This is a genomic window from Pseudomonas sp. H1_A03, from assembly GCF_054685145.1.
Genome location: NZ_CP162829.1, coordinates 4,441,694 through 4,465,166, shown reverse-complemented (window position 1 = coordinate 4,465,166; position 23,473 = coordinate 4,441,694). Strand labels below are relative to the sequence as shown.

At 60.5% G+C, this 23,473-nt stretch carries 22 protein-coding genes; 12 read left to right on the top strand and 10 right to left on the bottom strand.

Going from position 1 to position 23,473, the window contains the following annotated elements; genetic code table 11:
• Positions 1-59: 59 nt before the first annotated feature.
• Complete coding sequence (locus tag AB4O35_RS20760; RefSeq protein ID WP_065945289.1) at positions 60-1,070, bottom strand: aldo/keto reductase; 1,011 nt, start codon at positions 1,068-1,070, stop codon at positions 60-62.
• An 80-nt stretch (positions 1,071-1,150) separates the two neighbouring features.
• Complete coding sequence (locus AB4O35_RS20755) at positions 1,151-2,053, bottom strand: LysR family transcriptional regulator (RefSeq protein WP_065945290.1); 903 nt, start codon at positions 2,051-2,053, stop codon at positions 1,151-1,153.
• 101 nt (positions 2,054-2,154) lie between these two features.
• On the opposite strand from AB4O35_RS20755, the gene AB4O35_RS20750 reads away from it, so the two are divergent.
• Positions 2,155-2,859 carry an SDR family oxidoreductase gene (locus AB4O35_RS20750; RefSeq protein WP_065945291.1) on the top strand — a complete coding sequence of 235 codons (705 nt, stop codon included), beginning with the start codon at positions 2,155-2,157 and terminating at the stop codon, positions 2,857-2,859.
• Between the two features lie 27 nt (positions 2,860-2,886).
• On the opposite strand, the gene AB4O35_RS20745 is transcribed toward AB4O35_RS20750, so the two are convergent.
• Entirely contained in the window at positions 2,887-4,197 is a 1,311-nt protein-coding gene (locus AB4O35_RS20745; protein WP_065873056.1) for an MFS transporter, read from the bottom strand.
• Between the two features lie 160 nt (positions 4,198-4,357).
• On the opposite strand from AB4O35_RS20745, the gene AB4O35_RS20740 reads away from it, so the two are divergent.
• The 4 genes from AB4O35_RS20740 to AB4O35_RS20725 all read left to right on the top strand — a co-directional run bounded on the left by AB4O35_RS20740 (position 4,358) and on the right by AB4O35_RS20725 (position 8,386).
• On the top strand, positions 4,358-5,464 hold the full coding sequence (locus AB4O35_RS20740) for a sugar diacid recognition domain-containing protein (protein ID WP_065873057.1): 1,107 nt from the start codon (positions 4,358-4,360) through the stop codon (positions 5,462-5,464).
• Positions 5,465-5,555: 91 nt separating this feature from the next.
• The gene (locus AB4O35_RS20735; protein ID WP_065873058.1) at positions 5,556-6,695 is read left to right on the top strand and encodes a glycerate kinase; all 1,140 of its coding nucleotides are present in this window, start codon (positions 5,556-5,558) and stop codon (positions 6,693-6,695) included.
• Positions 6,696-6,873: 178 nt separating this feature from the next.
• Positions 6,874-7,812 (top strand): DUF1176 domain-containing protein, encoded by a 939-nt coding sequence (locus AB4O35_RS20730; protein ID WP_460149258.1) that lies wholly within the window; start codon positions 6,874-6,876, stop codon positions 7,810-7,812.
• 61 nt (positions 7,813-7,873) lie between these two features.
• The gene (locus tag AB4O35_RS20725; protein WP_065873059.1) at positions 7,874-8,386 is read left to right on the top strand and encodes a GNAT family N-acetyltransferase; all 513 of its coding nucleotides are present in this window, start codon (positions 7,874-7,876) and stop codon (positions 8,384-8,386) included.
• Here the strand turns inward: AB4O35_RS20725 and AB4O35_RS20720 are convergent.
• The 3 genes from AB4O35_RS20720 to ccoN form a co-directional block, all read right to left on the bottom strand.
• On the bottom strand, positions 8,383-9,075 hold the full coding sequence (locus tag AB4O35_RS20720; RefSeq protein ID WP_065873060.1) for an aspartate/glutamate racemase family protein: 693 nt from the start codon (positions 9,073-9,075) through the stop codon (positions 8,383-8,385). The two genes, AB4O35_RS20725 and AB4O35_RS20720, sit on opposite strands and share 4 nt — an antisense overlap.
• A 90-nt stretch (positions 9,076-9,165) precedes the next feature.
• On the bottom strand, positions 9,166-9,375 hold the full coding sequence (locus tag AB4O35_RS20715) for a cbb3-type cytochrome c oxidase subunit 3 (RefSeq protein WP_065873061.1): 210 nt from the start codon (positions 9,373-9,375) through the stop codon (positions 9,166-9,168).
• A 1-nt stretch (position 9,376) separates the two neighbouring features.
• Positions 9,377-10,804 (bottom strand): cytochrome-c oxidase, cbb3-type subunit I, encoded by a 1,428-nt coding sequence (gene ccoN / locus AB4O35_RS20710; protein WP_065880533.1) that lies wholly within the window; start codon positions 10,802-10,804, stop codon positions 9,377-9,379.
• Between the two features lie 177 nt (positions 10,805-10,981).
• Between ccoN and AB4O35_RS20705 the strand changes: the two genes are divergently transcribed.
• Both AB4O35_RS20705 and AB4O35_RS20700 read left to right on the top strand, forming a co-directional pair.
• Entirely contained in the window at positions 10,982-11,476 is a 495-nt protein-coding gene (locus AB4O35_RS20705; protein ID WP_065873063.1) for a hypothetical protein, read from the top strand.
• 90 nt (positions 11,477-11,566) lie between these two features.
• Entirely contained in the window at positions 11,567-12,238 is a 672-nt protein-coding gene (locus tag AB4O35_RS20700; RefSeq protein ID WP_065873064.1) for a DUF3313 domain-containing protein, read from the top strand.
• Between the two features lie 55 nt (positions 12,239-12,293).
• Here the strand turns inward: AB4O35_RS20700 and AB4O35_RS20695 are convergent, their stop codons facing one another.
• The gene (locus AB4O35_RS20695; protein WP_065945293.1) at positions 12,294-13,694 is read right to left on the bottom strand and encodes a DUF1254 domain-containing protein; all 1,401 of its coding nucleotides are present in this window, start codon (positions 13,692-13,694) and stop codon (positions 12,294-12,296) included.
• A gap of 156 nt (positions 13,695-13,850) precedes the next feature.
• Positions 13,851-14,216 carry a response regulator gene (locus AB4O35_RS20690; protein ID WP_065873066.1) on the bottom strand — a complete coding sequence of 122 codons (366 nt, stop codon included), beginning with the start codon at positions 14,214-14,216 and terminating at the stop codon, positions 13,851-13,853.
• 238 nt (positions 14,217-14,454) lie between these two features.
• On the opposite strand from AB4O35_RS20690, the gene AB4O35_RS20685 reads away from it, so the two are divergent.
• The 5 genes from AB4O35_RS20685 to AB4O35_RS20665 all read left to right on the top strand — a co-directional run bounded on the left by AB4O35_RS20685 (position 14,455) and on the right by AB4O35_RS20665 (position 21,028).
• A complete protein-coding gene (locus tag AB4O35_RS20685) occupies positions 14,455-17,952 on the top strand; it encodes a response regulator (protein ID WP_065873067.1) in 3,498 nt (1,165 codons plus the stop codon).
• Positions 17,953-18,783, top strand: a complete 831-nt coding sequence (locus tag AB4O35_RS20680) for a CheR family methyltransferase (RefSeq protein WP_371914101.1) — start codon at positions 17,953-17,955, stop codon at positions 18,781-18,783.
• The gene (locus tag AB4O35_RS20675; RefSeq protein ID WP_065873068.1) at positions 18,780-19,385 is read left to right on the top strand and encodes a chemotaxis protein CheB; all 606 of its coding nucleotides are present in this window, start codon (positions 18,780-18,782) and stop codon (positions 19,383-19,385) included. Before AB4O35_RS20680 ends, AB4O35_RS20675 begins: the two co-directional genes overlap by 4 nt.
• Entirely contained in the window at positions 19,379-20,572 is a 1,194-nt protein-coding gene (locus AB4O35_RS20670; protein ID WP_065873069.1) for a hybrid sensor histidine kinase/response regulator, read from the top strand. The genes AB4O35_RS20675 and AB4O35_RS20670 overlap by 7 nt, the downstream gene beginning before the upstream one ends.
• Positions 20,573-20,650: 78 nt before the next feature.
• Positions 20,651-21,028, top strand: a complete 378-nt coding sequence (locus AB4O35_RS20665) for a response regulator (RefSeq protein WP_049713300.1) — start codon at positions 20,651-20,653, stop codon at positions 21,026-21,028.
• 364 nt (positions 21,029-21,392) lie between these two features.
• On the opposite strand, the gene AB4O35_RS20660 is transcribed toward AB4O35_RS20665, so the two are convergent.
• Positions 21,393-21,635, bottom strand: coding sequence for a hypothetical protein (locus AB4O35_RS20660; protein ID WP_139113196.1), 243 nt, complete (start codon positions 21,633-21,635; stop codon positions 21,393-21,395).
• A gap of 150 nt (positions 21,636-21,785) precedes the next feature.
• Positions 21,786-23,471: an ATP-binding protein gene (locus AB4O35_RS20655; RefSeq protein ID WP_065945294.1), complete on the bottom strand. Its 1,686-nt coding sequence runs from the start codon at positions 23,469-23,471 to the stop codon at positions 21,786-21,788.
• Positions 23,472-23,473: the final 2 nt, after the last annotated feature.

The following is a 23,473-nucleotide window of genomic DNA, read 5'->3' as shown; positions in this document are numbered from 1 at the left end:
GCCGCCTTCGCAGCCTCGCTGGGGCTCGACAGCTCCCACATTGTGTTCACCAAAAAAGCCTAGGCGCGTGCCACGCGGCCCGAAACAAAATGCCCCACATCATTGAACCCCGGTGTGGACGCATGCCCCGGCGTCACCAGCGAATCAATGAACGCTTCATCTTCCGCCGTGATCTTCACATCCAGTGCGCCGATGTAGGCATCCCACTGCGCCTCGGTGCGTGGCCCGACAATCGCCGAACTCACCGCCGAGTTATTCAACACCCAGGCAATTGCAAACTCGACCATCCCGACGCCGCGCCCTTGGGTGTATTGCTGGATCTGCTGGGCGATGCGCAGGGACTCCACGCGCCATTCTGTTTCCAGGATGCGTTTGTCCTGGCGCGCCGCACGGCTGCCGACCTCGGGAGTCACGTCCGGGGCATATTTGCCGCTGAGCACGCCCCGCGCCAGTGGGCTGTAAGGCACCACGCCCAAACCGTAGGCAGACGCGGCGGTGATCTGCTCGACTTCGGCCTGGCGGTTGACGATGTTGTACAGCGGCTGGCTGATCACGGGTTTGTCCACGCCCAGGCGTTCGGCCACGCGAATCACTTCGGCAATGCGCCATCCCCGATAGTTGGACAAGCCCCAGTAACGGACCTTGCCCTGGCGGATCAGGTCGCCCATCGCCGACACCGTCACGTCCAGCGGCGTGTTGTGGTCCTCGCGGTGCAGGTAATAGATGTCGAGGTAATCCGTATCCAGGCGCGTTAGGCTGGCTTCCAGTGCGTTGAAAATGCGCTTGCGACTCAGGCCGCTGCGGTTGGGAAGGCCGTCCGGCGGGCCGAACCCGACTTTGGACGCCACGATCCAGTCTTGGCGCTGCCGGGTGATAGCTTCGCCGACAATTTCCTCGGAGCGTCCGCCCGTGTAGACGTCCGCCGTGTCAATAAAATTGATGCCCTGGTCCCAGGCCTTGTCGATGATGCGCAGCGAGTCTTCGGTGTTGGTCTGTTCGCCAAACATCATGGTGCCCAGGGTCAAGGCGCTGACCTTCAAACCGGACTGGCCCAATGTGCGGTAAATCATGGATAACTCCTCAAAGCGGGAAACGTGCCCCATGCAATACCAGACTCAAAGGCTCTGGGACAAGCCCTCTAAGCGTTTCTTCAGGTGCTCAGCAAGGCCTGACAACGCACATGTAAAAAGCGATGCAGTACCTTCACCCGTTCCGATACTTGCAGGCGGTGGGGGCACATCAGGTTGAACGGCGTCGGCTCGCCTTGCCAATCAGGCAGCAAGGGCACCAGCCGACCGGCTTTGATGTCGCGGGCAATATCCAGATTGGCTTTGTAGGCGATGCCGTGACCGGCCAATGCCCAGCGCCGCACGATTTCGCCGTCATCGCTCAAGTAGTCGCCCGTGACCTCGACCTCCTGAAGCAGCGCACCCTGGCGAAAGTACCAGGTACTGTTGGCCCGCCCCTGACGCATGTAGCGCAGCGTGTTGTGTTGCGCCAGATCGGCCGGTGTTCGGGGCGTGCCATGGCGCGCCAGGTAATCCGGGCTGGCACAGGGGATGCGGTGGTGATCGGGCACCACCGGCAGTACCACGAGGCTGGAGTCCCGGGGTACGCCAAAACGCAAGGCAATGTCCACGGTGTCGCGGAACAGGTCGGCATTGCTGTCGTTGAGCAGCAACTGCAGGCGGATGTTGGGGTGTTCGCGCTTGAACTCATCCAGCCAGCCCAGCAGCACATTGCGCCCGAAATCCGACGGCGCCGCCAGTTGCAGCAAGCCGCTGAGGCTGTGGCCCTGCTGCCTGATCGCCTGTTCGCCCTCAGCCAGTGCTTCCAGCGCCACGCGCACGCTCTCGAGGTAGCGCCGGCCTTCCTCGGTCAGCCGCATGCTCCGCGTGGAGCGCGCCAGTAACCGGATGCCCAACCGGGTTTCCAGGCGCTTGAGGGCGATGCTCGCTGCCGCTGGAGTCAAGCCCAAGCCTCGTGCAGCGGCAGACAGGCTGCCGGTGTCAGCGGTGCGCACAAAGACTTCAAGGTCGAGGGTCGAGCTCATTTGTAAAAATCCTTTAAAGATCTTGTCGTTTTACCGGGATTTTTCGCTGATTGCCAAGCTGGGAAGATGAACACTCACTTTTTCAATCAGGAATCTTCCCCATGGCTTCTTCCTTAAACGGCAAAACCGTCATCGTGATCGGCGGCAGCAGCGGTATTGGCGCGGCAGTCGCCAAGGCCGCCGCCGCGCGTGGTGCACAGGTGGTAGTTGCCGGGCGCCGCTTGGCGCGTGGCGTCGAAAACGGCCTGCGCAGCGAACCGGTGGACGTCACCGATACCGCGTCGCTGCAACGCCTGTTTGAAAGCGTGGGGCGCTTTGATCACCTGGTCTATACCTCCGGGCCGAGCGTACGCGCCAAGAGCTTGCTCGAAACCGACTTGCTCGAGGCTCAGGACAACTTCAACGTGAAGCTGTGGGGCTCGCTGCGGGCTGTCCAGCAGGCACTGCCATTTCTCGACGAACACGGCAGCATCTGCCTGACCTCCGGGCAATTGGGTCGAAAACTGGTGCCTGGGCAGTTCATCAAGGTCGGCATCAATGCCGCGACCGAAGCGCTGGGCAAGCAATTGGCCAAGGAGTTGGCACCGCGTCGGGTCAATGTGATCTGCCCGGGGGTGATTGATACGCCAGCGTATGCAGGGTTGGCTGAAGACCAGCGTCTGGCCATGTTTGCCAAGGCGGGCGGTGCGTTGCCGGTCGGCCGGGTAGGGCAGGCGGAAGAAGTGGCGGCGGGGTATGTATTGGCCATGGAAAACGGCTTTCTGACCGGCGCCGTCATCGACATCGACGGCGGCGGCCAGCTGTAAACACCGGACAACAATGTGGGAGCTGCATTAAGCCTTCAAGGTACGCGTCATCCGCAACGCCAACACACTACCCCCGACAATCACCGCCGCGAGCAGGTACAGCGCCATATCGGTAGACCCGGTGGCATCCTTCACAAACCCAACGATATACGGGCTGAGAAAGCCAGCCATCTGGCCCATGGAGTTGATCAACGCCAACCCGCCCGCCGCCGCGCCTGCACTGAGCATGGCGGTCGGCACCGGCCAGAACATCGGCAGGCCGGTGAGGGCGCCCATGGTGGCGATGGTCAGGCCGAGAATTGCAATCGCCGGGGTGGTGGCGAAATTCACCGCAATCACCAGGCCGATCGCGCCCATCAACATGGGCACCACCAAGTGCCAGCGCCGCTCTTTGCGCAGGTCCGCAGAGCGCCCCACCAGCAACATGAACACCGCCGCCAGTAGGTACGGAATGGCGCTGAGCCAGCCGATCACCAGGTTATCGCTGAAACCCAGGCTCTTGATGATCGACGGCAGCCAGAAGTTAATGGCGTACACGCCGCTCTGGATGCAGAAGTAGATCAGGCCGAACGCCCAGATCGCCGGGTTCTTGAACACCTCAGCCAGGGAGTCGGTGGTGGTTTTGGGTTTGTTCGCCAGGTCGGTGGCCTGGTCGGCTTCCAGCACCGCACGCTCGTGGGGCTTGAGCCACTTGGCATTGGCAAAGCTGTCGCTGAGCAGAAAGTAGGCGAGGGCGCCCAGGATTACGGTCGGAATGCCCTGCAGCAGGAACATCCACTGCCAGCCCGCGAGGCCACCTTGGCCGGCGGCGAAGTGGTTGAGGATCCAGCCGGAAAACGGGCTGCCGAGCAAACCGGAGACCGGGATCGCCGACATGAACAGCGCCATGATCCGCCCACGGCGGAACGTCGGGAACCACTGCGAGAGGTACAGCACCACACCGGGGAAGAAGCCGGCTTCAGCCGCACCGGTAAACAGGCGCAGGGTGTAGAAATGCGTCGGCGTGGTGACGAACAGCAGGCAAGTGGACAGCGTGCCCCAGACGATCATCATCAATGCAATCCAGCGGCGCGGACCGAACCGGGTCAACGCCAGGTTGCTCGGTACGCCACACAGCACGTAGCCGATAAAGAAGATCCCGGCGCCGAGGCCATACACGGTTTCGCTGAATTTCAAGGCATCGAGCATCTGCAGTTTGGCAAAGCCAACGTTTACCCGGTCGAGGTAATTGAACAGGTAGCAGATGAATATGAAGGGGATCAGGCGCAGGGTGATGCGCTTGTAGATGGCGTTTTTATCGTCATCGGTGGCCAGTGCGGTAGCGGCGCTCTGTGACATGGCGTTCTCTCTTTATTATGATTTTTCGCGATGCGAGGGTAACGTTGATCGCCCAAAGAGTCTCGGCCACCTGGCAGGCTGCTGTCTTTGTGCTCGCGCACAGCGAACCCTGCTTTGCGCTGTGCCTATGAACAACCCGCTTTCCAAGGAATTTAGCCCCATGTTCGAGCTGGATCATGACCTGGCGCAGAATATCGTCGATCGCACCATGGCGATTCTGCCCTACAACGTCAACGTCATGGACAGCCAGGGCCTGATTCTTGGCAGCGGTGAGCCTGAGCGTATCAACACCCGTCATGAAGGCGCGCAACTGGTGCTCGCCAATGGCCGCGTGGTGGAAATCGATAGTCAGACCGCCAAGCACCTCAAGGGCGTGCAACCGGGCATCAACCTGCCGCTGATGCACGACCAGCGCCTGATTGGCGTGCTGGGCATTACCGGCGAACCGGAAGGCCTGCGCACCTACGCCGAACTGGTGCGCATGACCGCCGAAATGCTGGTGAGCCACCGCCACCAGCAGGCGGAGCAGCAATGGCGGCGTCAGCGTTGTGATGACCTGCTCGCCTTGCTGCTGGCCGAAACCGGCGACTCGCCGCGCCTGGTGGATGAAGCCCAACAGTTGGGCCTCAAACCGCAGCTGGCGCGCACGCCCTACCTGTTTGAGCTGGGCGCGGGGCAATCGGCAGAGGCCTTGAGTGCCTGGCTGACCTCACGTTATCCGGACAGCTGGTGTGTCAGCTCGGCGCAATATTCACTGCTGTGGTGCCGGCCGGCGGCGGTACAGGTCGATAATCCTCGCCTGCTGGAAAAACTCGAAGGGCTGGGCTGGAATATCCTCCGCGTGGCCGTTGGCGGGCAAGCGGACGGGCTGGCTGGGTTGCGCCGCTGCTATCGACGCGTGGGTGACCTGCTCGCCTATGGTCGCGATGTATTGCCGCAGTCGCGCTTGCTGACGCTCAACCGTTATCGCCTGCCGGTGATGCTCTGGCGCCATCGCAACGACGATGCCCTCGACGAGTTGCTCAACCCGCTGCGCAAAGTCCTCGCCAAGGACAGCAACGGCCAACTGCTGGCAACGCTGCGCAGTTGGTGCGAACACGATGGGCAAAGCCAGGCCTGTGCCGATGCGCTGGGCATTCACCGCAACAGCCTGCGTTACCGCATGGAACGCATCGCCGAACTCAGTGGTGTCGACCCGCTGACCCTCGACGGCATGCTCGCGCTCTATCTGGGCGTGCAGTTGCTGCCCCAGGCTTTGTCGGAATGAACAACAAAGCGCAGCCGTACTTGTGCATTGGACCGGCGTCAGCGGCGGTGCCAACTGGCAGCATGGGCGTTATAAAAACTGGAGAAAGCCCATGAAAATCATCATCGCCCCCGACTCGTTCAAGGACAGCCTGAGTGCCGAGGGCGTGGCCCAGGCCATTGCGGCAGGCCTGGCCCAGGTGTGGCCGGATGCCGAATTGGTCCAGTGTCCGATGGCGGACGGTGGTGAAGGCACAGTTGAAGCGGTACTCGCCGCGTGCAATGGCCAACTGCGTCGCCAGACCGTCCGGGGTCCGCTGGGCGCCACGGTCGAGGCGAACTGGGGCTGGCTGGCCGACAGCCACACCGCCATCATCGAAATGGCCGAAGCCAGTGGCCTGCAACTGGTCCCGTCGGGCCAGCGCGATGCATGCACAACCACCACATATGGCACCGGCGAACTGATCCGCGCAGCCCTGGATGCCGGTGCCCAGCGCATCATCCTGGCGATTGGCGGCAGTGCCACCAACGATGGCGGCGCGGGTGCGATGCAGGCGCTCGGCGTGCAACTGTTCGACGCCGCAGGCCAAGCGCTGCCACCCGGTGGTCTCGCCTTGGCTCGCCTGGCACAGATCCGCCTTGAACAACTCGACCCGCGCCTGGCGCAGGTGAGCTTCGACATCGCTGCCGACGTCAACAACCCGCTGTGTGGCCCCCACGGTGCCTCGGCGATATTCGGCCCGCAAAAGGGCGCGACTCCCGAGCAAGTCCAACTACTGGACGGCGCCCTCGGCCACTTCGCCGACCACTGCGCCCAGGTGCTGCCCAAGGATGTGCGCGACGAACCCGGCAGCGGCGCCGCTGGCGGCCTGGGCTTTGCCGCCAAAGCGTTCCTGGGTGCACAGTTCCGTGCCGGTGTGGAGGTGGTTGCCGAACTGGTTGGCCTGGATGCAGCCATACGTGGCGCCGACCTGGTGATCACCGGCGAAGGCCGCTTCGACGCCCAGACCTTGCGGGGCAAAACGCCGTTCGGTGTGGCGCGTATTGCCCAACAACACAACGTGCCGGTGATTGTGGTTGCGGGCACATTGGGCGAAGGCTACGAACAGATGTACGCCCACGGCGTGGACGCCGCATTCGCCTTGCCTTCCGGGCCGATGAGCCTGGAGCAGGCGTGCAGTGAGGCGCCGCGTCTGTTGAGTGAGCGCGCGGCGGACATCGCGCGGGTATGGCGCACCGCTTCCAGGCACTGACGTAACGCCCCATACATGGGACAATCCGCGTCTTTTCGACACGGAGAGTCCCCATGCTGCGCCCCGCACTCCTGGCCCTGATACTGACCGGCACCCCCGCGCCAGCCTTCGCACAACCCCCTCGGAAACCGTACCACTGCTGCGGGAAATCAAGGAATGGGTGGTCGGTTGCGACAACTTGCGCAACTGCCATGCCCTCAGCGCACCCAGCGGCGTTGATGAAGAAGACTACAGCTCGCTGACGTTGCACCTCTGGCACCAGGCCGGTCCAAAGGGGTATCTGCGTCTGCGCTTCGATCACCGTGGTGAAGCCGTGGACCTTTCCACCTTGCTGCTGGACGGTCAGCCGCTGGGCCTGGCGTTGACCCGCGATTTGCACGTTGAGTTGGACGATCAGGGCGGGGATCCCGAGGTGCAGTCCTATGGGGTGATTGAGGACGCTTCGGCGCGGCGCTGGTTACAGCGTTTGCGCAACGGTCAGCGACTGCAGTTGCCAGGCGATGAGCACGCGCATGTGTCATTGAGCGGGCTGAGTGCTTCGCTGCTGTTAATGGATGCGGTGCAGGGGCGCGTGGATAACGTGACGGCGCTGGCCCGACCCGGTAAGGGCGCTGCCAATGAGGTACCGCCACGCCTGCCGACGCCGGTGCTGCGCAAATTTGTTTCACCGCCGCCGTTAAACGCGCAGGAGCAGGCGGGCCTGGTAGCGGTCGCGTTGAAGGCGGCCACGCCCGAGGAGGGTGACGCCGAAGCACAAGCAGGTGCCTTGACGGCGCAGCAAGCGATGACCGTGGTGAGGTACGACTGTGCGGCCTACAACTGTGAGTACGACGTCAACAGCCGCCAGCGACAAGCGCCCTACACAGAAACGCCTCTCAATGTGCAGCCGTTGCCCCTGGATGGCGCCGCGCTGCAAGGCTCGGTGTGGTATGACGAAGCCTCCGGCACCCTGAGTTATTTCTACAAGCAGCGTGGAGTCGGTGATTGTGGTGGCGCAGGTTCCTGGGTGTTTGACGGCGAGCGTTTCCAGCTCAGCGAGTTTTACATCATGCCGCGCTGCACCGGGGTCGCTTCGGGGGATTGGCCAGCCTTGTGGTCGACCATGCCGGCGCCCTAGCCATCGGGCAGGCTTGGCCCCTACACTGGCCGGCCACGTGTCTTTCAACGGATGAAACACCATGCACACACCTGAACCCCACATCGTGATCCAGCGCTTCACCGAGGCCCACCTGGAGGGCGTCGCAGCGCTCTATAACGAACCGGCGGTGTGTCGTCAGGTGCTGCAAATGCCTTTTCAGTCGGTCGAGGCGTGGCGCAACAAGCTGGTCCAGGACAACGAGCGCCGTCTACAGCTGGTGGCCGTGCACGGCGGTGAAGTGATCGGCCAGCTGGGTCTTGAACAGTACCCGCGTGTACGCCGGGCCCACGTCGGTTCCTTCGGCATGGGCGTAGCGACGGCGTGGCAGGGCAAGGGGGTTGGCTCCCGGTTGTTGACGGCCGCGCTGGACGTGGCCGACAACTGGATGAACCTGCGCCGAGTAGAACTTACCGTGTACGCCGACAACGAAGCGGCGCAAGGGCTGTACCGTAAGTTCGGCTTCGAGGTCGAAGGCGTATTGCGCGATTACGCCCTGCGCGACGGCCAGTTTGTCGATACCGTGAGCATGGCGCGCCTGCGCACCTCGGCTTAGTCCTGCAAGGCAAACGCCACCGCAGCCTGCGCATGCAGCTCGGTGGTGTCCAGCAATGGCAGGTCGCTGTGCTCCGGCTTGATCAGTAGGCTGATTTCCGTGCAACCGAGGATGATCGCCTGGGCGCCACGTGCGGCCAGGGACTCGATCACACCTTGGTAAACCTTGCGTGACGCGTCACTGATCACGCCAACACACAACTCCTCATAGATGATCCGGTGCACGGCCTGGCGCTCGTCCACCTCAGGCACCAGCACGGTCAACCCCTGGGCGGCCAGGCGCGACTTGAGAAAGTCCTGCTCCATGGTGAACGCGGTGCCCAGCAAACCGACCGTCAGCGTGCCGGCGTCCACCGCAGCCGCACCCGCCGCATCGGCAATATGCAGGAACGGAATCGACACCGCGGCTTCAATACGGGGCGCCACCAAATGCATCGTGTTGGTACACAGCACGACACAGTCAGCACCGCCCGCCTGCAAGCGGCGTGCGGCCTCTTCCAGAATCAGCGCGGCGTCATCCCAGCGGCCGGCGTGTTGGGCCTGTTCCACCGGGCCGAAATCCACGCTGTACATCAACAGTTGCGCCGAGCGCAGCGGGCCGAGCGTGTCGCGCACGCGTTGGTTAATGATGCGGTAGTACTCGGCGCTGGACTCCCAGCTCATGCCGCCGATAAGGCCGATGGTGCGCATGCGATGCTCCTGACACGGAAAGTCGCTTCACCTTACGCATTGACGCCTGGATAGTCATACGCAGTTGGCCGCGAAATGACCGGTGCAGTTTCACATGTCCAGATTGGCCCAGCCCGGCTTGGCCTCTTCCGGCGCCACCGCGTTGATCTGCTTGCCAGTCGCCTGCTCCACGCGCCGCGCCGCCTCCGGGTCATCGGCGAAAGGCATCAAGCTGGCGTCGTCCAGGCTCTTGTCCGTCTGGCCGCGCAAGCAGTACTCCACCGCGCCATACAGGCACGCCACCATCAGCAAACCCCACATATCAGGCGATCCGCGCATCAAGCTGGGCCAGTTTCAAGTCCGCGACGCGTACCGTGCGCCAGGTGTTGTAGGCCATCAACACCATCCCGGTGAGAAAGAACACGCCACCGGCAAACCGCACCACAAAACCCGGATGACTGGCCTGCAAGGCTTCGACAAATGAGTAGGTGAGGGTGCCGTCATCGTTGATGGCCCGCCACATCAGGCCCTGGGTAATGCCATTGACCCACATCGAGGCGATGTACAGCACGGTGCCAATGGTTGCCAGCCAGAAATGCAGGTTGATCAGCGCCACGCTGTGCATCTGCTCGCGGCCGAACACCTTCGGGATCATGTGATACAGCGAGCCGAAGGTGATCATCGCCACCCAGCCCAGTGCCCCGGCGTGCACGTGGCCGATGGTCCAGTCGGTGTAGTGGGAGAGGGCGTTGACGGTCTTGATCGCCATCATCGGCCCTTCGAAGGTCGACATCCCGTAGAACGCCAGGGACAACACCAGGAAACGCAGGATCGGGTCGGTGCGCAACTTATGCCAGGCACCCGACAAGGTCATCATGCCGTTGATCATCCCGCCCCAGCTCGGTGCCAGCAGAATCAACGACATTGCCATGCCCAGGGACTGCGCCCAATCAGGCAGGGCGGTGTAGTGCAGGTGGTGCGGGCCGGCCCAGATATACAGGGTGATCAGCGCCCAGAAGTGCACGATCGACAAGCGATAGGAGTACACCGGGCGTCCGACTTGTTTCGGTACGAAGTAGTACATCATCCCCAGAAAGCCAGTGGTCAGGAAAAACCCTACGGCGTTATGCCCATACCACCACTGCACCATGGCATCCGTCGCCCCGGAATACACCGGGTATGACTTGAACCAGTCCACCGGGATCGCCAGGTGGTTGACCACATGCAGCATGGCGATCACCAAAATGAATGCGCCGAAAAACCAGTTGCCCACATAGATGTGTTTGGTTTTGCGCCGCACCACGGTGGTGAAAAACACAAGGGCATAGGCCACCCACACCACGGTCATCCACACCGCGCCGGAGAACTCGATCTCGGCGTACTCCTTGGTGGTGGTGTAGCCCAGCGGCAGGCTGAACAACATGATCACGATCACCGACTGCCAACCCCAAAAGGTAAACGCGGCGAGGCGGTCGGAAAACAACCGTACCTGGCAGGTGCGCTGTACCGCGTAATAGCTGGCGGCAAACTGCGCACTGCCGGCAAAGCCAAAGATCACCAGGCTGGTGTGCAAGGGGCGCAAGCGGCCAAAGGTGGTCCAGGGTAAATCCAGGTTCATTTCCGGCCAGACCAGTTGCGAGGCGATCCACACACCCATGGCCATGCCGACCACGCCCCAGACGATGGTGGCGATAACGAATTGGCGGACGACTTTATAGTTATAGGCCTGCCCGATTGTTGCTGTGCTCATGCTCAGTCCTCCCACGGTTCCAAGTGGCGGCACTGTAGGAAGCGTGGGTAAAACAAAACAGACTCAGAGGAACCTCATTGCAGCGGATCAGTTGCTTTGCCAGCGTTAGTCGCACGGCCGGCCACCGCATCTGCCATGATTGAGCTTCGCAACCTGGCTCACCGGAGGAGATCCGCAATGGACGATGTACAGCAACTGGGCGAGATGCTTCGTCATTACGCCGATAGCGAAGCGCATAAAAAACAGCAATTCGACGTGCAGTCGGCCCGCTGGGCGCAAAAACTCGACGCGTTGTTCGGGCAGATCGAGCAATGGCTGGAACCGGTGAAAACGGTGGGGTTGCTTGAAGTGCACCGAGAGCCTTACGTGGCCAGCGGCCCAAGCATCCCGGTGGAGACGTCGACCTTCAAGACCGAGAAACTGACCGTGCAGATCACCGGCAAACCGGTGGAGTTCGTGCCGGATGTGATGGGGGTGGGTGGGTTGATCTCCGTCTCGGTCATGGGTTTGACCGCCGCGCGGCATGGCAGCGTTTCCCTGGTGCTGCCTGCGGATAAAAACGATTGGCTGTGGAAGAAGACCAATGGCCTTAAAGACCCGGACACGTTCGGCTTTGACGCGAACTTCCTGGCGTCGCAGTTGCAGAGCCTGATTCCTCGCGAACGCGCCTGAACGGCAGGTGGTTGGAGCAGGGCTATTTGCCCAGGATTAGCTATACCTACAGCTCAATGTTCCAACGCCGACCGCCAGGGAGTTCAAAAGATGAAATTAAGGCAAGTCGTTACCGTGCTGTGCGTCGCTTCGCTTGGGCTGGCGGGCTGTGCCAGCAAGATTACGCAACCCGATGAATACTCGGGTTTTCTCTCGGATTACAGCCAACTGAAGCAAGGCAAGTCGCCTTCGGGCGCCGAAGTGATGCGCTGGGTCGACCCAACACTGGATTTGAGCCGCTACAGCGCGGTGTACATCGAACCGACGCAGTTCTACCCCAAGCCCCAGGCCACCGCCAAGATTCCGGACAGCACCCTGCGTGGCATCAACGATTATTTCAACCAGGCGCTCAAGCGTGAACTGGCCAAGTCGTTGCCCCTGGCCAATGGCCCAGGTCCAGGCGTCATTGTGGTGCGCGCGGCGATTACGGCGGTCGGCAGCAAGACCGAAGGCCTCAAGCCCTATGAGTTTATTCCGGTCGCTCTGGTGGCTGCGGCGGTCAGTACCGGTACCGGCATCCGTGACCAGGAAACCACCCTGGGCACCGAAGCGCAGTTTCTCGACGGCGCCAATGGCAAGGTACTCGCCCAAGTGGTACGCAAAGGCACCGGCAAGCCGTTGGCCAATGATTCCCAAGTGATGCAGTCCAGCGATGTGAAAGGCGTTATCGACGGCTGGGCGTCGGACCTGCACCAGTCCTATGTGAAGCTGAAAAAGCACTGAACCTCAACCCCATCCTGGCCGGCTCGTTGGTGTCACAACTGCCGGCCAGTCGCTGCTACTTCTGGGGTGTCAGGGGTGGCAGCTTCCATTGGCCATTAACTGCTTCCGGCTTGGGCAGGTACATGCGCAGTACCGCGTAGAAGGGCGCGGGCGGCGCGGGCAGCCAATTGCTCTGTTCTGCCTTCGGCGGCTCGTGGTGTTGCAGCGCCAGGGTCACGCCGCCGTCGGCGTCGCGCTTGAGGTTGGGCAGCATCCGTGAATTGATCAGGTAGCGTTTCTTGTGGTTGGGCACCAGTTGCCCGGTCTTGGCTTCATACATGGTCAGCGACCAGAATGCATCGGCCGGTGGCAGTTGGTCTTTGGCAAAGTGAACGGTGTAGCTATGACGCGCACCATTGGCCGGTTTGCCTTCGCTGTCGACGGCGTAAGTCATGTAGCTGACTTCTTCGGCCGAATTGCCGAACAAACGCTGGATAGCGCCGGCGTAGCGGTACAGGTAGTTGTTTTTCAGGCGATCACGGCTGCCATGCAGTTCGCCACTGGTGACCTGAAGGGTGTCGAGCTTGTCTTTCTTGAAGGCTGCAAACTCGGCTTTGCCATCTGCTATGCCTTGTTCCAGGGCTTTGCGCTGTTCCGCGCTGAGCTGGCTGACCTTGAAGGGCGCGCCAGGCGCGATGCCGATGGTGGCAAAGCGGGCCAGCAGGTCTTTCTCGCTGTCCTGAGGCTTGGCGTAGGCCAGCATAAAGTTCAGGTAGCGAAACAGTTGCGGGCTGTCTGTCATCGCCGCCGTGGGCTTGGGCCACTCGATCTTTGCCACCTTGGCCGGTGCGGCTTGCTTCACATAGCCGCTCAGCGGCTGCACCTTGTAGCCGTTCTGGATCTGCTTGACCTTGTTCAGGTCTTTTTCATCAAACAACTGCGTGCGGTAGAGCGCGTAGACCAAGTTGCTTTCGCTGTAGATCACCCGGTCCACATCCATAGGCTGCTGGCCCTTCCAATCAGGACCCGCGACCATGTAGTGGCCGCCATGGTTGCCGGTACTGCGAGTGCCCAGGTACGCAATGTTCTGGCTATAAAGGTCGATCAACTGCACCGAGTAATAGCGATCGTCCTCAATCCCGGGCAACGTCAGCACCATCGGCTCCCTGCGCAGGTCCATCCAGACGAAGGAATAGGGCGTGTCAGGGTTCGCCTTGGCCTGCGTGGTGTCTTTCGGGCTGAGCACTTGGGCGGAATGCCCCAGCCGATTGATCGGCGCCTTGAAGTTGGCGCCGCCTTGATCAACGGCCTGCGTATAGAGCGTCTTGTACATCTCCACCACCGGGTAGCCATACAGGTAGGCTTCCTTGGCAATCGCCCGGGCCTCACTCGGTGTTGCCGTGAAGTCAGCCCAGGCGCCGGTGCTCATGAGTATCGAGAGGCTCGCCAACAGCAGGCGCGTCGGTTTTCCAATCATGTTGTTGCGTCCTTCGTGAGTGCGTTTTGAAGAATGAGTAGGGGTGGCGCGGGGAAGCGCTGAGTTTCCGGTTTTATTGGTCGAAGGTCACGTTAATCTCTGAACATCTGACGCAAAAATGCCGCCCATGCAGGCGGCACTGAAGACAAGCCGGGATTACAGCGCAGGCAACATCGATTTGACTTTGTCGCGCAGTTGATCGATGGAAAACGGCTTGGCGATGACCTGCATGCCGGCAGACACGTCGATATTCTCGGCATAGCCGCTGGCGAACAGGATTGGCAGGGCAGGGCGTAGTTCGCGGACCTTGATCGCCAGTTGCTTGCCGTCCATGTCTGGCAGGCCGACGTCGGTCATCAGGAGGTCGATCACCTGGTCGGTGTTTTGCACCAGAGCCAGCGCCTCCTCGGCATCGGCCGCCTCTACCACACTGAATTCCAGCTCCTCCAAGACATCGACGATGAGCATGCGCACGATGGCATCGTCTTCGACGACAAGGATGGTGGAGGTGACTGCAGACATAATCGAATTCCCAAAAAAGGCAAGGGTTTACACGCGGCCGTTCTGACAGGCCTCTTCCTTGAGTAAGCGGGCACTCATGACAAGTTCCCGCTGGCCGTAAAAACAATGCGATAGAAAAGACGAGAGAGAATAGCGGGTTCCTTCGCAGGAATCTGTACAAAACCGTTCTAGAAAAATAGTCTTGCCCGCCACTTTGCGGCAAACTCCCGGTTTTTCCACCTTTGGCCAAGGCATTTCCATGACTCCCGCGTCGTCCGTCGATGAAAAGAGCTTTCGTAACCTCCTGAGCCGAAACGTTGCACTGCCCCTGAGTGTGGGTGTGCTCAGTGCAGTGTTTTTCGTCGTGCTGATCACCTACCTGTTGTCGGTAATCCAGTGGGTGGAACACACCGATCGGGTTATCAATAACCTGAATGAATCGTCCAAGCTGACGGTGGACCTGGAAACCGGCATGCGCGGCTTCCTGATCACCGGTGACGAGCATTTCCTCGACCCCTACGAAGTGGCCAAGCCGCGAATCATCGCCGACCTGCGCAATTTGCAGGAGTTGGTGGCGGACAATCCGCAGCAGGTGGACCGCCTCAAACGCCTGGAAGCATTGCAGGCCGAGTGGAACAACTATGCCCAGTCGATGATTGATCTGCAGCGCACGAGCGGCGACTACCGCGATGCGGTCAAGGCCGGCCGCGGCAAGCGCCTGACTGACGAAATCCGCAAGGAATATGACGACGCGGTGGCGATGGAGCAGCAGTTCCGCATCGCCCGCAATGAAGAGGTCACCCGCACAACGGTGATCAGTGTCACCTTGTACTTGGCATTTGTGTTGGGGTTAAGCGGTTTCCTGGCTTATATCGGCCGTAAGAATCTTGTTTCATTATCAGACAGTTACAGCGAAAACCTCGCGTCACAACAGAAGATCGCGCGACGCTTGGAACGGCAAGCCTGGCTGCGCAATGGCCAGACCGAACTGGCTGAACAGGTCCTCGGCCAACTCACCTTGAACATGCTCGGCCGCAATATCCTGCAATTCTTTGCCCAGTACATGGGCTCGGTCGTTGGCGCGCTGTACGTGCGCGAAGAACACGGCGGCCTCAAGCGCGTGGCCACCTACGGTTTCTCCCGCGAGCAAGAGCAACGGGAGCAGGCCATCTACAGCGACGAAGGCATCGTTGGGCAGGCAGCCCATCTGGATCGGCTGATTCGCCTGGACGACGTGCCAGTGGATTATTTCAAAGTCAGTTCTGGCCTGGGTGAAGGCGCTGCCCGTAGCGTACTGGTGGTGCCGACCAACAATGACGAGCGGGTCAATGGGGTGATTGAGCTGGGTTTCCTGCGCCCACTGGAAGAGCGTGACGTCGAGCTGCTGGAGCTGATCTCCAGCAATATCGGCACCTCCATCGAGGCCGCTCGGTATCGTCAACGCCTGCAGGAAGTGCTGGCCGAGACCCAGCAGCTCAACGAAGAGCTGCAAGTGCAACAGGAAGAGCTCAAGACCGCCAACGAAGAGCTGGAAGAACAGTCACGCATCCTCAAAGAGTCCCAGGCCCACCTGGAAACCCAGCAGGCTGAGCTGGAGCAGACCAACGAGCAACTGGCCGAGCAAACCGAGACCCTCGCCGAGCAGCGCGACGCCATGGACCGCAAGAATATCGAGCTCAACCAGGCCCAGCTCGCACTGGAAGATCGCGCCGAAGAGCTGCAGCGCTCCAGCAAGTACAAGTCTGAATTCCTCGCCAACATGTCCCACGAGCTGCGCACACCGCTGAACAGCTCGCTGATCCTGGCCAAGTTGCTGGCCGAGAACCCCCAGGAAAACCTCAGCGCTGAGCAGGTCAAGTTTGCCGAGTCGATCTATTCCGCCGGCAATGACTTGCTCAACCTGATCAACGACATCCTCGACATCTCCAAGGTCGAAGCCGGCAAGCTGGAAGTGCGCCCGGAAACCTCCAGCGTGGCGCGCCTTGTAGACGGCCTGCGCGGGATGTTCGAGCCGCTGGCGGCCGATCGTAAACTGGGTTTCCAGGTGGACGTGCAGGAAGGTACGCCGACCCTGCTGTTTACCGACCGCCAGCGCCTGGAGCAGATCCTGAAAAACCTGCTGTCCAACGCGCTCAAGTTTACCGAGCAAGGCGAGGTCAGCCTGTCGGTGTCCCGTGCACCTGGGGAAGGCATTGCCTTCACGGTGCGCGATTCCGGCATCGGTATCGCCCCGGACCACCAGGAAAGCATCTTCGAAGCCTTCCGGCAGGCCGACGGCACCACCAACCGCCGTTATGGCGGCACCGGCCTCGGGCTGTCTATTTCCCGCGACCTGGCCACCCTGCTGGGCGGTTACATCAGTGTGACCAGCGAGCCAGGCAAGGGCAGTGTCTTTACCCTGGTATTGCCGGAGCAGTATGTAGAGCGCGAAGCAGACGCGGCACCGGTCGAACAACCACGCCAAGCAGTCGTGGTGCCTGCGCCAATGCCGGTCAAGGTAACACCGCTGCCGGTAGCCGATGCCAAGCAGATCCCGCGTTTCGCCGACGACCGCGACAAGGCCCCCTTCACCACGCGCTGCATCCTGGTGGTGGAAGACGAGCCGAATTTCGCCCGCATCCTGTTCGACCTGGCCCACGAGCTCGGCTATAACTGCCTGGTGGCCCATGGCGCAGACGAAGGCTACAGCCTGGCCGAAGAGTACATCCCTGACGCGATCCTGCTGGATATGCGCCTGCCGGACCACTCCGGGCTGACCGTGCTGCAACGCCTGAAAGAACACGCCAACACCCGCCATATCCCGGTGCATGTGATTTCCGTGGAAGACCGTGTCGAGGCGGCCATGCACATGGGCGCCATTGGTTATGCGGTCAAGCCCACCACCCGCGAAGAGCTCAAGGACGTCTTTGCACGCCTGGAAGCCAAGCTGACCCAGAAGGTCAAGCGCGTACTGCTGGTGGAAGACGATGACCTGCAGCGCGACAGCATTGCCCGCCTGATCGGCGACGATGACATCGAGATCACCGCCGTTGGCTTCGCCCAGGAAGCCCTCGACCTGCTGCGCAACCATGTCTACGACTGTATGATTATCGACCTCAAGCTGCCCGACATGCTCGGTAACGAGCTGCTCAAGCGCATGGCCACTGAGGACATCTGCTCGTTCCCGCCGGTGATCGTCTACACCGGGCGCAACCTGACCCGCGACGAAGAGGCCGAACTGCGCAAGTATTCGCGCTCGATCATCATCAAGGGCGCGCGTTCACCGGAACGCCTGCTGGATGAGGTCACACTCTTTCTGCACAAAGTCGAGTCCCAGCTGTCCCATGATCGTCAAAAGATGCTCAAGACTGCGCGCAGCCGCGACAAGGTCTTCGAGGGGCGCAAGATCCTGTTGGTGGACGACGATGTGCGCAACATCTTCGCCCTGACCAGCGCTCTGGAGCACAAAGGCGCCGTGGTGGTCATTGGGCGCAATGGCCGTGAAGCCATCGACAAACTCAACGAGGTCGAGGATATCGATCTGGTCTTGATGGACGTGATGATGCCGGAAATGGACGGTTACGAGGCTACCGCCTTGATCCGCCAGGACCCGCGCTGGAAGAAGTTGCCGATCATCGCAGTCACGGCCAAAGCGATGAAGGACGATCAGGAACGCTGCCTGGCCGCCGGCTCCAATGATTACCTGGCCAAGCCGATTGACCTGGACCGCCTGTTTTCTTTGATTCGCGTGTGGCTACCGAAGATAGAACGCATTTAAGTGGAGCGACGTTTTTTGGAAACAAGCAGTGACATTGAGTTGCGCCTGTTGATTGAGGCGATTTACCTCAAGTACAGCTACGACTTTCGCGACTACTCCGGTGCGTCCGTCAAGCGCCGCGTGGCCCATGCGTTGCGCCAGTTCGACTGTGCGACCATTTCCGCCTTGCAGGAGCGTGTGCTGCACGACCCGGCGGCGTTCATGCAGTTGCTGCAATTTCTGACGATCCCGGTGAGCGAGATGTTTCGTGACCCGTCGCACTTCCTGGCGATCCGCCAGGAAGTGGTGCCGTTGCTCAAGACCTACCCGTCGATCAAGATCTGGATCGCCGGCTGCAGCACGGGCGAGGAGGTGTACTCCATGGCCATCCTGCTGCGTGAAGAGGGCTTGCTGGAGCGTACGATCATCTACGCCACGGATATCAACCCGGCGTCGTTGGAGAAGGCCAAGCAAGGCATCTTTTCCCTGGAAAACGTACGGGCCTACACGGCCAACTATCAGCAGGCGGGCGGGCAACGCTCATTTGCCGACTACTACACGGCAGCCTACGATTACGCGATCTTCGATAAGACGCTGCGCGAGAATGTCACGTTCGCCGACCACAGCCTGGCGACTGACAGTGTGTTTTCAGAAACTCAATTAATTTCGTGTCGTAACGTGTTGATTTATTTCAATAAAAAATTGCAAGATCGCGCGTTTGGGTTGTTCCATGAGTCGCTGTGCCATCGCGGCTTTTTGGTGCTGGGCAGCAAGGAAACCTTGGATTTCTCTGCGTACGGCAAACAGTTTGAACCCTTGGTCAAACAGGAACGGATCTACCGAAAACTATGAATCAAGCGGCTGCCAGCCCGGCATCGGTCCGGGGCATAGAGGCTATCGTCATCGGTGCGTCTGCCGGTGGCGTGGAAGCCTTGCTGACGGTGTTCAGCGAATTGCCAGCGGATTTCGGCTTGCCGATCATCACCGTGCTGCACTTGCCGGATGAACGCCGCAGCCAATTGGCCGAGGTGTTCGACCGGCGTGTTGCCATGCGAGTGGTGGAGGCCCGTGACAAGGAAATGCTCAAGCCCGGCACCCTGTACTTCGCCGGGCCCGGCTACCACCTGTCGGTGGAGCAGGATCGCAGCCTGTCCCTGAGCCAGGAAGACCGTGTGCACCACTCGCGGCCGGCAATTGATTTCCTGTTTGAATCGGCCGCCGATGCGTACGGCAAAGGCTTGATGGCTATCCTGTTGACCGGCGCCAACCATGACGGCGCCCGGGGCCTGGCCCACGTCAAGCAGCAAGGTGGAACTACTGTGGTGCAAGAACCCACTGAAGCACGCATTGCTGTCATGCCCCGTGCAGCGCTGGCGCTGCATACACCCGACCACATTCTAACGTTGAGCCGGATTGGCTCACTGCTGGCTTCCCTGGAATATTCCCCATGTTAAGTACTGTGCAGGCCAAACTGCTGATCGTCGACGATCTGCCGGAAAACCTGCTGGCCCTCGAAGCGCTGATCAAGCGCGAGGACCGGCAGGTGTTCAAGGCATTGAGCGCTGACGAGGCCTTGTCCCTGTTGCTGGAGCACGAGTTCGCCCTGGCGATTCTCGATGTACAGATGCCCGGCATGAATGGTTTTGAGTTGGCCGAATTGATGCGCGGCACCGAAAAGACCAAGAACATCCCGATTGTGTTTGTCAGTGCTGCCGGCCGTGAGCTCAATTACGCCTTCAAGGGCTATGAAAGCGGCGCCGTCGACTTCTTGCACAAGCCGCTGGATATCCATGCGGTAAAGAGCAAGGTCAATGTGTTCGTTGACCTGTACCGCCAAAGCAAAGCCATGAAGCTTCAGGTAGAAGCGCTTGAGCGCAGCCGTCGCGAGCAAGAACTGTTGCTGTCGCGCCTGCAGGCCGCGCAGGCCGAGCTGGAGCAGGCGGTCCGTATGCGTGACGACTTCATGTCAATCGTCGCCCACGAAGTGCGCACGCCTCTCAATGGCCTGATCCTCGAGACCCAACTGCGCAAGATGCACCTGGCCCGGGATAACGCCGCCGCATTCACCCTGGACAAGATGCACGCCATGGTCGACCGCGACGAGCGCCAGATCCAGAGCCTGATTCGCCTGATCGAAGACATGCTCGATGTGTCGCGCATCCGCACCGGCAAGTTGTCGATCCGCCCGGCTCGTTTCGATCTGGCGCAGCTTGTGAGCAACCTGGTAGAGAACTTCGGCCCCCAAGTCGCGGCGGCGGGCTCTTCCATGGAACTGATCGTCGACGGCCCCGTGGAAGGCAACTGGGACGAGTTCCGCATCGAACAGGTGGTGACCAACCTGTTGACCAACGCACTGCGCTACGGCGCCAAAAGCCCGGTGCAGGTGCGCGTGTACAGCGAACACGGCGAAGCTCGCGTGGAAGTGCGTGATCACGGGATCGGTATCAGTGAAGAAAACCAGAAGCGGATTTTCCAGCAGTTCGAGCGTGTGTCTGCCAGCCAAGTGGCTGCGGGCCTCGGCCTGGGGTTGTTTATTTCCGAGCAGATCGTTGCAGCCCATGGCGGCACTATCGAGGTCGAGAGCCAGATAGGCGAGGGCGCATTGTTTCGGGTGTGTTTGCCCCTCGAGGCATTGGCATGAAATCAATCGTCACCTCGACGCAACCTCTGCGTGACCCCATGGTCGTAATTGCAGCAATTGACCGGACAAAGGCTTCCCATGAGTGAAGATGCGCAAGATGTCGTTCTGATCGTCGAGGACGACGAATCCATTATGTTTGTGCTGGGCGAGTACCTGGCCGGCCTCGGCTATCGGGTATTGAAGGCCATCGATGGGGAGCAGGCCTTCGAAATCCTCGCAACCAAGCCGCACCTGGACCTTATGGTGACCGACTACCGCCTGCCCGGCGGGATTTCCGGGGTGCAGATCGCCGAGCCGGCGATGAAGTTGCGCCCGGAACTGAAAGTGATCTTCATCAGCGGTTACCCGCAGGAAATCCTTGACTGCAACAGCCCCATCACGCGCAACGCGCCGATCCTGGCCAAGCCGTTTGACCTGGATACGCTGCAAGAGCATATCCAGCGGTTGTTGGCCTGAAGGATACGGCGCCTGCCGGCAGGCGCCGCTCATTTCCCCCTCTCAGGGCGTAAGCTTCTGTACGTTTGCGTTGAGCACACTTGAAGGTGTAAACGCGAACCTGATCGCGATGGTAGGACGAGTGTGGATCGATAGGCAGGGTGATGACACCCAGGACCGTTTCCAGATCATTTTTGACCCTGGCCGCGAGTTGATCTGGCGTCATGTAACCCACAGAACCGGGTGGTAATTGGGCCTTCTTGAGCGTCCAGATGTATTGGGGCAAATGCAGCCAACACTCGATTAATGATCTGGTCGTTAAATGTGTGTCGGTTATTGATATCCCCCATCTCTCGCTTTTGGTGTTCGAACGCATCTTCATGGTTCAAGTGCGCGCCGCCTGCGAAAACCTTCTGCTGCTCCAACTGCGCAGCACGGTCGTTTGCAGCGTCAACGGTTGTTGGGCATATCGCTGAGCCAGTTGACTGTCACCATCAACGCTTGGCGGCTGTACAGAAGCGTCGGTTTGCAGAGCCGCCAGCGACAGGCGCGATGTCTGGATAAACGGGGGTTCAAATGGGACAAAATGGGCAAGCGACGGAGTGGAGAGGTGTGCAGACAGGGTCATCAGTGCATGCTCAGTCGGGACTGTCGAATAGGTTCGCAGCGTCCTTACGCGAGGGTTTCCTACCTGTTCGTGTACCGAAGGCACTAAATGATTCCACGATTACCCTGCCTGCTAATTACCAGGTAATGCAGGATGAGTGACGGTTGCTCGTCAGCGGTCCGTCATGTCGACTGACTGTTTGATCATCTCCCGGACCTTTACGGTCAACAAATCAAAGGTGAACGGCTTGGTGATCAACTGCATCCCAGGATCAAGGAAACCGCCACGCACCGCTGCATGCTCGGCGTAACCGGTGATGAACAGCACCTTGAGATCCGGACGGATCTGCCGGCCGATTTCCGCCAGTTGGCGGCCATTCATGCCGGGCAGGCCAACGTCGCTGATCATCAAGTCAATACGTTGCTCCGACTCGATGATCGGCACCGCCGTGTTGGCGTCACCCGCTTCGACATAGCCATAACCCAACTCTTTGAGTACCGCGCTGACCAGCACGCGCACGGCGGGGTCGTCCTCGACAATCAGTACCGTTTCCCCCGCATTAGCGGAAGGCAAAAGCGCTGGGTCAGCCACTACCTCGGCGGCGATTTCGCCGATGAACCGTGGCAGAAACAGACTGACCGTCGTGCCTTTGCCCACTTCGCTGTGGATGGTCACATGGCCACGCGACTGGCGGGCAAACCCGTAGATCATCGATAAACCCAGTCCCGTGCCCTGGCCGATGGGCTTGGTCGTAAAGAATGGGTCGAACACGCGGCCGATCACATTTTCCGGAATGCCACAGCCCGTGTCGCTGACGCGCAGTTCAACGTAGTCACCCGGCAGCAGGGTGCCGTAGGCGGCGGTGAACACACTGTCGAGGTGGCGGTTATTGGTTTCCACGGTCAGGCGGCCACCGTTGGGCATCGCGTCACGGGCATTGATCACTAGGTTGAGCAGGGCGTTTTCCAACTGATTGGGGTCGGCCTCGGCGGTCCACGGTTCGTGGGCGAGTTGCATGTCCAGGGCGATGCTTTCGTTGATACTGCGTTGCAGCAACTCACCCATCGAAGTCACCAGTTGGTTGATCTCCACGGGCTTGGAGTCAAGTGATTGCCGGCGCGAAAACGCCAGCAGCCGATGGGTAAGGCTCGCCGCACGGTTAGCGGAGGTGACGCCCAGATCGATGAGGCTGTCCAGGTCGTCCAATTTGCCTCGGGCAATACGCCTTCGCAGCATTTCCAGGCTGCCGATGATCCCCGTCAACATGTTGTTGAAGTCGTGCGCGATACCGCCAGTGAGCTGGCCGACGGCTTCCATTTTCTGAGATTGGCGCAGGGCTTCCTCGTTGCTGCGCAGCTGCATGGTGCGTTCTTCGACCTGCTGCTCCAAGGTTGCCAACGTACGTTGCAGGCGCAGTTCGCTCTCACTTAAGTCAACCAGGCGGTCGCGCGCCTCATACTGCCGGCGCCGGCTGCGCACGGCAGTAGTAACCAGGCTGATCAGCGTGGAGGGGTGAAACGGTCGTTCCAGAAAGGTCACGTTGCCAAGCAAATTGCTCAGGTGAGACGAGCCGCTTTGCTCCTTGCCGCCATGGTGAGTCATCAGCACGATGGGCAAATCGGACCAGGGCGGCTGGCGACGCAGGCAATCAAGCAACGTATTGAGGTCAACACCGCGCAACGCTTCGACCGCCACGATCAGCAGGCCGGCGCCTTGCTCCAGCGCCTCGCACAGTCGTGGCAAGTCGCTGGCAATCAGGCTGCCATACCCCGCTTCTTTGAGCATCATTGACGCGAGTACGCTATCGCGTCCCATCGGCGCAAGAATGATTGCTCGCTCGGATACAGGTAACGACATAC